Origin of the sequence: Massilia phyllosphaerae (assembly GCF_034659755.1) — a bacterium.
Taxonomy (GTDB): Bacteria; Pseudomonadota; Gammaproteobacteria; order Burkholderiales; family Burkholderiaceae_D; genus Telluria; species Telluria phyllosphaerae.
In genome coordinates, this window is record NZ_JAXSQX010000005.1 from 205,762 (window position 1) to 219,919 (window position 14,158).

The 14,158-nt window shown below is 67.2% G+C and carries 9 protein-coding genes; 1 reads left to right on the plus strand and 8 read right to left on the minus strand.

From position 1 onward, the window contains the following. Nucleotides 1–104 precede the first annotated feature (104 nt). The gene (locus U1H99_RS19800; RefSeq protein WP_323143431.1) at nt 105–1,718 is read left to right on the plus strand and encodes a M28 family peptidase; all 1,614 of its coding nucleotides are present in this window, start codon (nt 105–107) and stop codon (nt 1,716–1,718) included. An 11-nt stretch (nt 1,719–1,729) separates the two neighbouring features. Here the strand turns inward: U1H99_RS19800 and U1H99_RS19805 are convergent, their stop codons facing one another. The 8 genes from U1H99_RS19805 to U1H99_RS19840 form a co-directional block, all read right to left on the minus strand. Further along, on the minus strand, nt 1,730–2,218 hold the full coding sequence (locus U1H99_RS19805; RefSeq protein ID WP_323143432.1) for a hypothetical protein: 489 nt from the start codon (nt 2,216–2,218) through the stop codon (nt 1,730–1,732). Then, nucleotides 2,215–2,751 (minus strand): peptide deformylase, encoded by a 537-nt coding sequence (gene def / locus U1H99_RS19810; RefSeq protein WP_323143433.1) that lies wholly within the window; start codon nt 2,749–2,751, stop codon nt 2,215–2,217. Before def ends, U1H99_RS19805 begins: the two co-directional genes overlap by 4 nt. Before the next feature lie 13 nt (nt 2,752–2,764). Further along, the gene (gene galU, locus U1H99_RS19815; protein ID WP_323143434.1) at nt 2,765–3,652 is read right to left on the minus strand and encodes a UTP--glucose-1-phosphate uridylyltransferase GalU; all 888 of its coding nucleotides are present in this window, start codon (nt 3,650–3,652) and stop codon (nt 2,765–2,767) included. Nucleotides 3,653–3,666: 14 nt separating this feature from the next. Further along, on the minus strand, nt 3,667–6,030 hold the full coding sequence (gene ligA, locus U1H99_RS19820; RefSeq protein WP_323143435.1) for an NAD-dependent DNA ligase LigA: 2,364 nt from the start codon (nt 6,028–6,030) through the stop codon (nt 3,667–3,669). A gap of 9 nt (nt 6,031–6,039) precedes the next feature. Further along, nucleotides 6,040–7,311, minus strand: coding sequence for a cell division protein ZipA C-terminal FtsZ-binding domain-containing protein (locus U1H99_RS19825; RefSeq protein WP_375341632.1), 1,272 nt, complete (start codon nt 7,309–7,311; stop codon nt 6,040–6,042). A 308-nt stretch (nt 7,312–7,619) separates the two neighbouring features. After that, entirely contained in the window at nt 7,620–9,173 is a 1,554-nt protein-coding gene (locus tag U1H99_RS19830; RefSeq protein WP_323143437.1) for a catalase, read from the minus strand. Between the two features lie 223 nt (nt 9,174–9,396). Further along, complete coding sequence (smc, locus tag U1H99_RS19835; protein ID WP_323143438.1) at nt 9,397–12,918, minus strand: chromosome segregation protein SMC; 3,522 nt, start codon at nt 12,916–12,918, stop codon at nt 9,397–9,399. A gap of 58 nt (nt 12,919–12,976) precedes the next feature. Next, nucleotides 12,977–14,104 (minus strand): GGDEF domain-containing protein, encoded by a 1,128-nt coding sequence (locus tag U1H99_RS19840; RefSeq protein ID WP_323143439.1) that lies wholly within the window; start codon nt 14,102–14,104, stop codon nt 12,977–12,979. Between the last annotated feature and the right edge of the window lie 54 nt (nt 14,105–14,158).

Genomic DNA, 14,158 nt, shown 5'->3' on the forward strand with positions numbered 1-14,158 from the left:
TTTTTTTTAAAAAGTGTTAATAAATCCACGCTACCGCCAGGTAGCGCCACACCGCAGCGCCCGATGCTAACATCACACCGTTCATCACTCGTCCACGCTGCTCCATGCCCCTTCCTTCTTCCCGCGCCTGCCGTGCGCTGCTGGGCGCGGCCCTGCTGTCCGGCGCCGCAGCCGCCCAGACCGTCGCCGAAGCGCCGCTGCGCGCCCACCTCTCCTTCCTGGCCGACGACCTGCTCGAAGGCCGCGGCACCGGCCAGCGCGGCGGCCAGCTCACCGTCCGCTATCTCGAAACCCAGGCCGCGGCGCTGGGCCTGAAACCGCTGGCCCAGGGCTACCGCCAGAAGGTCGAGCTGGTCGGCCAGAAAACCCTGCCCGGCAGTACCCTGCGCTTCGACGCCGGCGGCAAACAGCTGGCCGCCGCCTTCGGCCAGGACGCCGTGTACGCCAACGCCAATGGCCGCACCGACAGCACCATCGCCGCACCGGTGCTGTTCGTCGGCTACGGCATCGACGCCCCCGACCAGAACTGGAACGATTTCGCCGGCGCCGACGTGAAGGGCAAGCTGCTGGTGGCGATGGTCAACGACCCACAGCCGACCGCCGCCGAGCCGGCGCGCTTTGGCGGCCAGTCGCTCACCTGGTACGGACGCTGGACCTACAAGTTCGAGGAAGCGCTGCGCCAGGGCGCGGCCGGCATCCTGCTGATCCACACGGCGGCGTCGAGTTCCTACCCGTGGAGCGTGCCGGCCAACAGCTTCGGCCACGAGCAGTTCCACCTGGACGGCCCCGGCAACGCGCTGCAGGGCTGGATCAGCGAAGACTTCGCGCGCACCCTGTTCGCCGCCGCCGGCCAGGACCTGGATCGCCTGCGCGCGGCGGCCGAGGTGCGCGGCTTCAAGCCGGTGGCCCTGGACGTACAGGCACGCGCCGCGGTGAAAAGCGCGGTGCGCCGGCTCACCGAGTACAACGTGGTGGGCATGGTGCCGGGCAGCGATCCGAAGCTGGCCGCTGAAGCCGTGATCTATTCGGCGCACTGGGACCACCTGGGCATCGACGAACAAAACGGCAAACCCGACCACATCTGGAACGGCGCCATCGACAACGGTTCCGGCACCGCCGCCCTGCTCGCCATGGCCCAGGCCGCGGTGGCCCATCCGGCCAAACGTAGCCAGGTCTTCCTGTGGCCCTGCGCCGAGGAACAGGGTCTGCTGGGCAGCCTGGCCTGGGTGCGTGCGCCCTTGTGGCCGCTGGCGAAGACGGCGGCCGACCTCAACCTGGACAGCATGAACTTCGTCGGCCGCACCCGCGATATCGGCGTCGCCGGCGCCGAGCGCAGCTCGCTGGCCGCGACCTCGGCACAGGTGGCCAAGTCGATGGGCCTGGGACTGGCGGCGCCGACGCCGGACCTGGGCGGCGCCTACTTCCGCGCCGACCACTTCAGCTTCGCCAAGGCGGGCGTACCGGCCTTCAACGTGGGTTCGGCGGTGTTTTCCGGCGACGGCAGCTTCGCGTTCGAGCACCCGCAAGGGGCGGTCGAGAAGATGCGGGCGTTCACGAAGGATTATCACCAGGTGAGCGACCAGTACGATCCGTCATGGGACCTGTCGGGGATGGTGCAGCAGGCGCAGTTCACGCTGAACCTGGGGTATGCGGTGGCGAATGCGCCGGCCATGCCCACCTGGAAGGCGGGCGAGGCGTACGGCAAGGTGAAGCGGTAAGGCCGGGCTGGCTAGAACAATTTGATCTTGAGCTGCACCGAAATCCCGCCATACAAGCGGTCCTTGTAGCTCGGAATGATGCCGACGTTGACCCCGACCCGCTTGTAGTCGTAGGTCAGCGTCGGGATCGCCGCCGGGAACCAGCCGCCGTCGCGCATGTGCGGGTAGCCGTCGAAGGCGGCCAGCGCCGCGCCCACGCGCACCGGGCCGATGGCCCAGGGCTGCCAGATCACGCCGGCGTAGTTGGACCATTGGCGGTCGCTGTTGTAGAAGCGGCCTGCCGTGGCCGCCATCGTGCCCGAGAAACGGTATTCCGCACCCAGGCCGTAGTTGTTGCCGTTCAGGTCCTTGTCACGGTCGAAGTGCCAGGTGGCGAAGCCGCTGTCGATCCACAGCTCGCTTTTCGGCTCGGCCTCGATCCAGGTAAAAAGGTTATCGGCATGCGCCAGCGGCGCCAGCGCGGCCAGCACGAGCGCCGCGGTCAGGGATAAACGTTTCAATCGTCGGCCTTCGGGTCAAGATTCGGGAACATCACTTCGGTAAAGCCGAAGCGCGAGAAGTCCTTGATGCGCATCGGGTACAGGATGCCCAGCAGGTGGTCGACCTCGTGCTGCACCACGCGCGCATGGAAACCGTCGACGTCGCGGCTGATCGCTTTTCCATACTGATCAAAGCCTTCGTAATGCAGACGCGTATGACGGGGCACGCTGCCGCGCAGGCCGGGCACAGACAGGCAGCCTTCGAAGCTCTCTTCCATCTCGTCCGACAAAGGCGTCAGGACGGGATTGATCAATACCGTTTCCGGCACCGCCGGCGCGTCCGGATAGCGCTGGTTCCTGCCGAAGCCGAAGATCACCAGCTGCAGGTTGACGCCGATCTGCGGCGCGGCCAGGCCGGCGCCGTCGACCGCGTGCATGGTCTCGAACATGTCGGCGACCAGTGCGTGCAGCGCCGGGGTGTCGAACTCGGTAACGGGTTCGGCGACGCGCAGCAGGCGCGGGTCGCCCATCTTCAGGATGTCGCGGATGGCCATCTCAATCCCTCACTTAGTTGGTATCGGCGCACAACTGCTTCAGGAACTCGGAATAGCCTTCGGCGGTCTCGGGGTGCTTCATGCCGATCGCGGCGGTGGCTTTCAGGTAACCGAGCTTGGAACCGCAATCATAGCGCTGTCCGGCGTAGCGGTAGGCCAGCACGCGTTCGCGCGCCATCAGGGCGGCGATGCCGTCGGTCAGCTGGATTTCGCCGCCGGCGCCCTTGCCGATGGTGGCCAGGTGGTCGAAGATCGAACCCGACAGCACGTAGCGGCCGACCACGGCCAGCGTCGACGGCGCGTCCTCGGGCTGCGGCTTTTCGACGATGCCCGACACCAGCTCCAGGTCCGGACGGTAGGCGCTGGCGCTGACGATGCCGTACTGGCGCGTATGCGCGCGCGGCACGTCCTGCACCGCCAGCACGCTGCATTTCTCGTAGGCGTACAGGTCGGTCATCTGGGCCAGCACCGGCTTGTGGCCGGGCGCGCTGTCCATGAAGTCGTCGGCCAGCAGCACGGCGAACGGGTCGTTGCCGACGACCGGACGCGCGCACAGCACCGCATGGCCCAGGCCCAGCGGCGCCGACTGGCGGATGTAGATGCAGTTCACATGCTTCGGGATCACGCCGCGCACCAGTTCCAGCAGCGCCGCCTTGCCGGCCGCTTCCAGCTCGGATTCGAGTTCATAGGCGGTGTCGAAATGGTCTTCGATGGCGCGCTTGTTGCGCCCGGTGATGAACACCAGTTCGGTGATGCCGGCGGCGACCGCTTCCTCGACCGCGTACTGGATCAACGGCTTGTCGACGATCGGCAGCATTTCCTTCGGCTGTGCCTTGGTGGCAGGCAGGAAACGGCTGCCGAGACCGGCGACTGGAAATACGGCTTTCTTGATTGCGGTCATTCTCTATCCCTAGTTTATGAATTGTTTACTTCAGCGAGCAGTTTGAGCAGCCCGGCTTCGTCGAGCACGGTGACGCCCAGGCTTTCCGCCTTTTCCAGTTTGCTGCCCGCTTCCGCGCCGGCGACCACGTACGAGGTCTTCTTCGACACCGAGCCGGACACCTTGCCGCCGGCCTGTTCGATCAGCGCGCCGGCGGCGTCGCGCGACATCGTCGGCAGCGTCCCGGTCAGGACAAAAGTCTTGCCGGCCAGCGGACCGGCGGCTTCCTGTGCGGTGTCCTGCGGCAGCAGGTCCAGCAGCTCGCGCCGCAGCGCGGCCAGCGCGGTGATGGTGTCGCGGTTGGCCGCCTCGCCCATCCATCCCTCGAGCGAAGCCACCAGCGGCGCCGGCAGGCCGAACACGCTGAAGATGCGCAGGTGCGCCAGCTCGTCCAGCGTGCGCCCCTCCAGCAGCTGGCGCGCGCGCGGTTCGGTCAGCTTGGGAATGCCGAGCGCGGCCAGCAGCTGCACCTCGTCGAGTTTGTCGCGCAGCTGGGCCCGCGGCGGGTGCTCGCCCTGCGGCGTCACGCCGGCCGCCAGCAGCGCATCGAGCGCCTGCTGGTTCTTCGGCTCGGCGAAGAACTCGGCGATCGCTTCGGCCACGGTACCGCCGATATCGGGCAGCACGCGCAGCAGCGCGGCCGGCGCGCGGCGCACCAGCGCCAGGCTGCCGAGCCAGTCGGCCAGCGTCTTGCCGGTGCTTTCGCCGACGTGGCGGATGCCGAGCGCGAACAGCAGGCGCTCCAGCGGCGGACGCTTGCTGGCCTCGATCGCGGCCAGCAGGTTATCGGCCCACTTTGTCGCCACCTTGCCGGCCTTGACCGTCTCGGGCGTCGTGCCGTCGCGCTCGTCGGCGAGGCGCTTCATCTTGAGCAGGTCGTCCAGCGTCAACTTGTACAGGTCGGCCACGCCATGGATCAGGTTCGATTCGACCAGGCTGTCGATGTAGCGGTCGCCCAGGCCTTCGATGTCCATCATGCGCCGGCCGGCGAAGTGGCGGATCGCTTCCTTGCGCTGGGCGGCGCAGGTCAGGCCGCCGGAGCAGCGCGCCACCGCCTCGCCCTCTTCGCGCACCACATGCGACCCACAGACCGGGCAGGTCGCCGGCAGCGTGTACACCGGCGGTGCCGGGGTCGGGCGCCGTTCCAGCAACACCGACAGCACTTCCGGGATCACGTCGCCGGCACGGCGCACGGTGACCGTGTCGCCCACGCGCACGTCCTTGCGCCGTACTTCGTCCTCGTTGTGCAGGGTCGCGTTGGTGACGGTCACGCCACCCACCGAGACCGGCGTCAGGCGCGCCACCGGCGTGATGGCGCCGGTGCGGCCGACCTGGACGTCGATCGCCTGTACCGTGGTCAGCGCTTCCTCGGCCGGGAACTTGTGGGCCAGCGCGAAGCGCGGCGCGCGCGACACGAAGCCGAGCTGGCGCTGGTCGTCGATGCGGTCGACCTTGTAGACCACGCCGTCGATCTCGTAGGGCAGCTCCCTGCGCTTGCTGCCGACGGCGCGGTAGTAGCCGAGCAGGCCTTCGCAGCCGCTCACCACCGCCCGCTCCTTCGACACCGGCAGGCCGAGCCGATCGAACCAGTCCAGCACCTTCGAATGCGATTCGGGCATGGCGGCGCCTTCCAGCACGCCGATGCCGTAGGCGAAGAAGCGCAGCTTGCGCTGCGAGGTGATGCGGGCGTCGAGCTGGCGCAGGCTGCCGGCGGCGGCGTTGCGCGGGTTGGCGAATTCCTTCTGGCCGGCCTCGCGCTGGCGCCCGTTCAGGCGTTCGAAGTCGTCCTTGAACATCAGCACTTCGCCGCGCACTTCCAGCACCGCAGGGATCTGGTCGCCATGCAGGCGCAGCGGGATCACGCGCACGGTGCGGATGTTGGCCGTGACGTCCTCGCCGGTAAAGCCGTCGCCGCGGGTCGCGGCCTGCACGAACACGCCGTTCTCGTAGCGCAGGCTGATGGCCAGGCCGTCGAATTTCAGTTCGGCCGCATACGCGACCTGGGCGCCCGGATTCAGGTCGAGGCCTTCGCGCACGCGGCGGTCGAAGTTGTCGATGTCCTCGTCGGCGAAGCCGTTGTTCAGCGACAGCATCGGCAGCGCGTGCGTCACCTGGCGGAATTCGGGAATCGGCGCGGCGCCGACGCGGGTGGTCGGCGAATCGACGGACGCCGCTTCCGGATGCGCCGCTTCCAGCGCCTGCAGTTCGCGGAACAGCTTGTCGTACTCGGCGTCCGGGATCGTCGGCGCGTCGAGCACGTGGTAATTATAGATATGGCGGTTCAGTTCCTCGACCAGCCACTTCATACGCGACAGGTCGTCAGCTTGGGTCTCGCTCATGCACCGGCCTCAGCTGAACAGGCGCAGCGCGCGCGTGGAACCGGCCGGGATGTCGGCGGCGTCCATCTCCTCGTAGAACTCGCGCACCTGGCCGGCGATTTCTTCCAGGGTGGCGTCGGGCAGCGGCTGGTCGAAATCGTCGACGATGGCGCCATCCAGGCGCAGCTCGAGCGTCTTGGCGCAGGCCACCATGCGGCCGAAGCCGTCCTTGGCCGGCGCGACGCAGGGCACGTCGAGCAACAGGGTCAGGCGCGAGGTGGTGTCGGCGCCCAGGGTGACGTTGGTCGACAGCGTGAACAGCACGTTCTTGCCCTCGTCGGGCATGACGAAGCGGCCGTCCGGACGCACGTCGAAGCCGGCGTTCTCGAGGGCGCCGATCAGGGTCGACATCGCCCATGGCGCGCCCTTCGAAGCCAGGTTCACGCCCAGCTGGGCATCGTGGCCGGCGACGAAGCGGTGCAGGTTCCTGGCTTCGCTCATCACCTCGATCATGTCCGGCACTTCCGGCTCGGCACCGATCTCGTCGGCCACCGCGCGCAGACGCGTGACCATTTCCGAGTATTCGAGTTCGTTCAGCGCGGTGGTGCGGGTGGCCAGCTGGACGCCGGCCTGCAGCTTGGTGTACACGCCGCCATGAACGATCGGCTCCCAGTCGCCGCTGACAGCCAGGCCGACGTAGTGGACCGGCTTGTTGCCGACGCGGCGCAGCTTGAGCAGCGCCGGCAGGATGCGCTCGCCGCGCAGCGCGCCTTCGGGGGTCATGGGAATCAGGCAATCGATCAGCGGATCGACCAGGGTCTCGGCAGGCTGCGGCGGCAGCGGCGATGGCGGTGCAAGCGGGGCGCCGGCCAGCGGGGCCAGCGTGTCGGCGGTCTCCGGCGAAGCGGCAGGCGACCCGGCGCCCGGGGCCGTGGCTGCCTGGGTAGGCACCGGTGCTGCCGGTGCAGCAGCGGCTGCGGTATCGGGCACGTGGACCACCGGCTCGGCCAGCGCATCGGCGCCCGGCGCCAGGCCATGCAATTGCGGTTCCGGCGCCGTCACCGCGGCGTCCAGACCGGCGTCGAGCACCGGCTCGTGGCGCTCGATCGGGTCGCGACCGACCGGGGCCACCGGGTCGGGTTCGGCCGGCGTGCGGCTCGGCGCCGCGCCGCTGCGCATCAGGACATCATCATGATCCGACGAAAAAGCGCGCTCCACGCTCTTGCGGGCCTTGTACTCCTGCCACTTGTTGTAACCGATGACGCCGGCGACGAAGACGCCGCTGGCTGCGATCAGGCTCATTTGTAAATCTGTCATGCTGCTTGTGCCTCGGATGCAATATGTTCGGCGCGCCGGCCGCCTGCCTGCGCGAAAAGGACCTCAGGGTAGCATGAAGGCAAGAATATACGCAGCAGCGCCGTACAGGAACGGCCGTTACCGCCGCTGCCATGTGCCTTGCATGCCCGGCGCCCGGCCCGCATGCCAAAATGTCCATAAAGTCAAGATGATACCAGCCGGGTCGAAAAAAACAAAAGCCACCCCGCGGGGTGGCTCGGCAAGCGGGTCGGGACCCGCCCGTCGGCACGGCAACCGGGTGCCGCGGCGGTGCCTTATTCCTTCAACGCGGCTGCCAGCGGGGCGATCTTGTCGCCGCTGACGCCGACGGCCTGCGCCAGGCGCTTGCCGTAGTCCGCATCGGCTTTCCAGAAGAAGGACAGCATGGTGAACAGGGTGTCCTGGTTCTTCACGCGCTTCAGGTCGCCGGACAGGTTGGCGATCAGGTCATCGCGGTCCTGGCTGCTCAGCGAGCGGTAGAAGTCGCCGGCCTGCTTGAAGTTCAGCGTCTTGGCGATGCGCTGCTGCTGGGTGGTGCCGGTCAGCGGCAGCTGGCTGCTGCGCGCATTCGGATCCTCGACCAGCGCGCCTTCCAGGCGGCTCGGCTGATAGTTCACGTGACCGGTGCGGCCCGAGGTGTTGGCGGCGCCGTCCTGGTGGTTGTTATTCACCGGCACCAGCGGACGATTGATCGGCAGCGACTGGAAGTTCGCGCCCAGGCGGTGGTGCTGGGTGTCGATGTACGAGAACAGGCGGCCCTGCAGCATGCGGTCTTCCGACGCTTCGATGCCCGGCACCAGGTTACCCGGGGCCATCGCGACCTGCTCGGTGGCTTCGAAGAAGTTGTCCGGCACCTTGTTCAGCACCATCGTGCCGATCTTGCGCTCCGGGACGCCCGGCCAGATCTTGGTCGCGTCCAGCGGGTCGAAGTCGAACTTGTTCATCTCCTTCGGGCGCAGGATCTGCACCACCAGGTCCCATTTCGGGTAGGCGCCCTTGGTGATCGATTCATACAGGTCGGTGGTGGCATGGCTGGTGCTCTTGGCCTGGACCGCGGCGACTTCCATCGGGCGCAGGTTGCGCTCGCCCTGCTGCGACTTCCAGGCGAACTTGGCGTACACGTACTCGCCCTTGGCATTGACCAGCTTCAGCGCATGCACGCTGCTGCCGTTCATTTCGCGGTAGCTCGCCGGGGTACCGTAGTTCGAGTAGACGCGGGTCAGCATCTGGGTCGATTCCGGGATGTGCGAGAAGAAGTCGAACACGCGTTCCGGCTCCTGCACGTTGGTGACCGGGTCCGGCTTGAGCGCGTGGATCATGTCCGGGAACTTGATGGCATCGCGGATGAAGAAGATCGGCAGGTTGTTGCCGACCAGGTCCCAGTTGCCTTCCTGGGTATAGAACTTGGTGGCGAAGCCGCGCGGGTCGCGCGTGGTCTCGGCGCCAGAACGGCTCGGGATCACGGTCGAGAAGCGCACGAACACCGGAGTCACGGTGCCCTTGACGAACAGCCTGGCCTTGGACAGGTCGGACAGGTCGTCGGTGGTGGTGAAGCTGCCGTGGGCGCCGGTGCCGGTGGCGTGCACGACGCGCTCGGGAATGCGCTCGCGGTCGAAGCGCTGCAGTTTCTGCACCAGGTGCACGTCCTGCAGCAGGGTCGGACCGTTGGGGCCGGCCGTCTGGCTATTCTGGTTGTCGCCGACCGGCGCACCGTTATCCTTGGTCAGCACCTGCTGTGCTTGCACGCCCTGTGCGAGCGCCAGTACGCCGGCGGTCACGGTCAATGCGCACGCGCTGGCGCGGCCGAAAGAAATATTGAAGCTTCCCATATGTGTTACCTATTGAAACTGTAAAAGGAATAGTTATCCTAATCTCAATCTTTACATTTGGAAAATTAATAATCTCAATAGCTCCAATAGTTTTGCACTTTATTTGTGCAAATGTGTTTCATTTTTTGTTAAATTGAGGACGTCTTGCACCGGGATGGCGCAAGCTGAAATTGCATTCAGTAAAGCGTGACCGCGCGCGCCGTCCGCAGGAGACAGGATGAGCTCAGGCCGCGGCCAGGTCGGCCGCCGCTTCCATGTCGACGGCAACGATGCGCGACACGCCCTGCTCCTGCATGGTCACGCCGATCAGCTGGTTGGCCATCTCCATCGCGATCTTGTTGTGCGAGATGAAAAGGAACTGGGTGTGGTCGGACATGCGCTTGACCATGCGGCAGAAACGCTCGGTATTGGCGTCGTCGAGCGGTGCGTCGACCTCGTCCAGCAGGCAGAACGGCGCCGGATTCAGGCGGAACATCGAAAACACCAGGGCCGTGGCGGTGAGCGCCTTCTCGCCGCCGGACAGCAGGTGGATGGTGGCGTTCTTCTTGCCGGGCGGCTGGGCCATCACCTGCACGCCGGCGTCGAGGATCTCGTCGCCGGTCATCACCAGCTTTGCCGTGCCGCCGCCGAACAGGATCGGGAACAGTTCCGAGAAATGGCCGTTGACGCGATCGAAGGTGTCCTGCAGCAGGTCGCGCGATTCGCGGTCGATGCGCCCGATCGCGCCTTCCAGCGTGCCGATGGCTTCCTGCAGGTCGTTGTTCTGCGCATCGAGGAAGCGCTTGCGCTCGGTGGCCTGGGCCAGTTCTTCCACCGCCGCCAGGTTCACCGCGCCAAGGGCATTGATGGCAGTCGTCAGGCGCGTCACCTCGCCCTGCAGGATGGACGGCTTCACTTCCGGATCGAGCTTTTGCGCCAGCTCGGCGAGTTGGGCGGCATCGGCGCCGGTGGCGCGCAGCGCTTCGTCGAACTGCTCCTGGTTCAGGCGCGCGGCCTGCTCCTTGAGCTGCATCTCGGTGATGCGCTCGCGCTGCGGCTGCAGGCTGCGCTCGGCGTTCATGCGCCCTTCTTCCAGTTGCCTCAGTTGCTGGGTCAGCTGGTCCAGTTCGTGGCGGGCGTCGGACAGCGCGGCTTCCTGCTCGGTGCGGCGCGCCAGCAGCGCCTGCAGGCCTTCGGCGGCGGCGCCGGATTCGAGCGATTCCAGCTCCAGCCTGGCCGCGGCGATGGTCTCGCCGACGGTGGCGGCCTGCTGCGATGCGGTGGCGATGGTGCGGCGCAGCTCGTCGATGCGGGCGCGCCCGGTCTTTTCGGCGAAGCCGGCTTCCTGCGCCGCGCGTTCCAGCTCGCGCAGGCGTTCGCGCGCCTCGGTCAAGGCGCGCTCCTTGTCCTGGAAGGCCGTCTGGCCATCCTCGTGCGCACCCTGCAGCTCGGCCAGTTCCATGTCGAGCATTTCGAATTCGGATTCGGCTTCCGCGCGCGCCTGGCGCTGCTCGGCTTCTTGAAAGGCGATTTCGTCGAGGTCGGCCGCGATCTGGCCGCTCCTCTGGTTCAGGCGCGCCTCGGCCTCGCCCTGCTTCACCACCTCGATCTGCAGCGCATGGGTTTCGCGCTGCAGCGTGGCCACGCGCTGGCGCCCGTCCTGCAGGCGGCGCTGCAGTTCGCCGACGGCGGCATCGGCACGCGTGCTGCGGGTACGCGCCTCGTCCAGCAGCAGCGCCTGCGCACGCAGCTGTTTGCCGATGTTGTCGATCTCGTGCTGGCGCGCCAGCACCCCGTCCTGCTCGGCGTCGGCGGCGTAGAAGCGCACGCTGGAACGGCTGACGATGTGGCCGTTCGGGGTGACGAACAGGCCGCCCTCGGGCAGGCGCGCGCGCTGGGCCAGCGCGGTGCCCGGATCGTCGGCGGCGTACACGCCCCACAGCCAGTCGTCGAGCAGGCCGCGCAGGCCGGGGTCGTTCAGCTTGAGCAGCGCCGCGAACGGCTTCAGGCCGTGGTGGTCCGGCTGCGCCGGCGTGCCGGGTGCCGGGGTGTAGACCGCCATCCGCGCCGGCGGGGCGTCGCCGAAGAAGCCGCGCGCCCAGTCCAGGTTCGAGATTTCCAGCGCCCCGGTACGCTCGCGCAGCACCGATTCCAGCGCGGTCTCCCAGCCGGTGTCGATGTCGAGCTTTTCCCACAGGCGCGGCAGTTTATCGAGTTCGTGCTTCTGCAGCCAGGGCTGGACCTTGCCCTGGGTCTGCACCCGTTCCTGCAGCTGGCGCAGCGCCGCCAGGCGCGCTTCCAGCTTGGCGTTGGCGGCCGCTTCCGCCTGGGCGGCGGCATGGGCCTGGCGCCGCTCTTCCTCGACCGCCTGCTGGCGCGCGGTGGCTTCTTCCAGCATCAGGGTCTGCTCTTCCAGCTGCAGCTGCTTTTCTTCCAGCTGCATGCGCAGGTTGTCGAGGTGGCCGGCGTCCGGCAGGTCGATGCCGGCGCGCTCCTGCTGCAGGCGCTCGCGCCGCGTGGCGAGGGTGGCCAGGATGCTCGCCGCATTGCGCCCGTGCGCCGCGGACAATTCGATGCGCTGCTGGACCTGCATGATGCGGGCGCGCGATTCAGTCGACTGGTTCTGGGCCGCGCGCCAGGCGGCGTCGAGCTCGGGCAGGCGCTCGTTCTGGGCTTCCACCGCGATCTGCGCGCCTTCCACGCGCGCCGCCAGCTCTTCCAGGCGGAACTCGCCTTCCTCGATCTGTTCCTGCAGCTCGGCGGCCTGGTTCTGCCACTGCTCGCGCTGTGCGGTGAGCGTCCCGATCTGGTTCTGCAGCCGCGTGCGCGACTCGACCACGAACTTGATCTGCGCCTCCAGGCTGCCGATCTCGGAATTGGTCTGGTACAGCTCACCCTGGGCCGTGTGCAGCCTGTCGCCGGTGGCGAAATGGGCCTGGCGCAGGCGTTCCAGCGCCAGTTCGTGGTTGCGCAGCTGCGCGGTCTGCGCCTCCAGCCCGGTCTGGGCCTGCTCCATCTCGAGGAACCAGCGCGCCTGCTCGGCCTTGGCTTCGTTCTTGCGCAGCAGCCAGAGCAGCTTCTGCTTTTCTTCCTGGTCCGACTGCAACTGCTTGAAGCGGTTGGCCACCGCCGCCTGCGCTTCCAGCTTTTCCAGGTTGGCGTTCAGCTCGCGCAGGATGTCTTCCACCCGGATCAGGTTTTCGCGGGTATCGGCCAGCCGGTTTTCGGTTTCGCGGCGCCGTTCCTTGTACTTGGAGACGCCGGCGGCTTCTTCCAGGAACACGCGCAGCTCTTCCGGGCGCGATTCGATGATGCGCGCGATCATGCCCTGGCCGATGATGGCATAGGCGCGCGGGCCGAGGCCGGTGCCGAGGAAGATGTCCTGGATGTCGCGCCGCCGCACCGGCTGGCCGTTGATGTAGTAGGTCGAGGTGCCGTCGCGCGTGAGGGTGCGCTTGACCGCGATTTCGGCGTATTGTCCCCACTGCCCGGCCGCCTTGCCGGCACTGTTATCGAACACCAGCTCGACCGAGGCGCGCCCGGCCGGCTTGCGGTGGGTCGAGCCGTTGAAGATCACGTCCTGCATCGATTCGCCGCGCAGCTCGGATGCCTTGGATTCGCCCAGCACCCAGCGCACGGCATCGATGATGTTCGACTTGCCGCAACCGTTGGGGCCGACGACGCCCACGAGCTGTCCCGGCACCTGGAAATTGGTGGGATCGACGAAAGACTTAAATCCCGACAATTTAATGGAGGAGAGACGCACGTTCGCTACGCAGGAAGGGGGTCGACGAAACCCGCATCATACCATCTGTTGCTTGCTGTCAGGACAATTCGACCGGCGCGCGGCCGGCATCGATGGTACGCGCGCGGCCCATCGCCTTGGCCCGGTACAAGGCAGCATCGGCGCGGCGCAGGAGGCCGGCCATGCGCACCTCATCCGGCGCGCGCAGCGCCATCCCGCCGCTGTAGCCGAGCGCATGCCCCAGTTCGGGCATCGCGGCATCCTGCAAATGGATGCGGATGCGCCGGTCGAACGCCTGCACCGCCTCCTCGTCGGCCCGCAGCAGCAGCACGCAAAACTCCTCGCCGCCGTAGCGGCACACGATGTCGCCGCTGCGGCATGCGTTTTTCAGCACGGCCGCGAAACATTGCAGGGCGCGGTCACCGGCTTCATGCCCACGGCTGTCGTTGATCTGCTTGAAGTAGTCGATATCGATCATCAGCACCGCAAGCGGGCTGCCATGGCGAATGCTGTTCGCCAGTTCGGTGTCGGCCTGGAGCAGCCAGGCGCGCCGGTTCAGCACGCCGGTCAGGCCGTCGATGGTGGCCAGGCGCTCGAGCGAGCGCGCGGCCTCGTCGCGATGCGCCAGCAGGATGCCGACCAGGCCGGCGACGGTGGTCACGTTGGCCACCATGGCAAACGCCAGGTTGACCGGGTGCGGCGTCATGAATGTCGGGAACTGTTCGGTAAAAAACGCGCCGAGCACGCCGCGCCATGCCGTGAACAAGGCCTGCACCGCAAGACCGCCGGCCAGCAGCCAGCGCCAGCGTCCCACCGGCACCACGGCGCGGCGCGCCAGGCCCACCACCATCAGCGCCATCTGCAGCGCCAGCAGGCCGTTGGCCCAGCCGACCCGGAACGCATAATGGGAGAAGCCCGCGCCATAGCCGGCCGTCATCGCAATGGCCAGCAGCGCCGGGACCCGATTCGGCGCGCCGCGGCCGCACCACAGTTCGAAGGCGGCGGCGTTGCAGGCCAATCCGCCGGAAATGCAGCCCATCGACAGCGTCGACATCGCAAAATCCAAGCTCGAACCCGGTGCTGCACGGCTCGACAGCAGCAGCAATACCCAGCCGAGCGCCTGCAGCACGGCGCCGGCCTGGGCAAACCGGGCGGCCCGGTTGACGTTCCCCATCACGAACACCAGTGCCAGGGCCATCGTCAGCATGCTGAAGGTCATCGCAACAAGGATCGAGGCAACATCGAAGGGCATGACAGGGGA

Excerpts from the sequence above, each read along its gene's own strand:
- U1H99_RS19830 (WP_323143437.1), bottom strand. The coding sequence starts at position 9,173 with ATGGGAAGCTTCAATATTTCTTTCGGCCGCGCCAGCGCGTGCGCATTG.
- U1H99_RS19800 (WP_323143431.1), top strand. The coding sequence starts at position 105 with ATGCCCCTTCCTTCTTCCCGCGCCTGCCGTGCGCTGCTGGGCGCGGCC.
- ligA (WP_323143435.1), bottom strand. The coding sequence starts at position 6,030 with ATGAGCGAGACCCAAGCTGACGACCTGTCGCGTATGAAGTGGCTGGTC.
- U1H99_RS19840 (WP_323143439.1), bottom strand. The coding sequence starts at position 14,104 with ATGCTGACGATGGCCCTGGCACTGGTGTTCGTGATGGGGAACGTCAAC.
- galU (WP_323143434.1), bottom strand. The coding sequence starts at position 3,652 with ATGACCGCAATCAAGAAAGCCGTATTTCCAGTCGCCGGTCTCGGCAGC.
- def (WP_323143433.1), bottom strand. The coding sequence starts at position 2,751 with ATGGCCATCCGCGACATCCTGAAGATGGGCGACCCGCGCCTGCTGCGC.
- U1H99_RS19825 (WP_375341632.1), bottom strand. The coding sequence starts at position 7,311 with ATGAGCCTGATCGCAGCCAGCGGCGTCTTCGTCGCCGGCGTCATCGGT.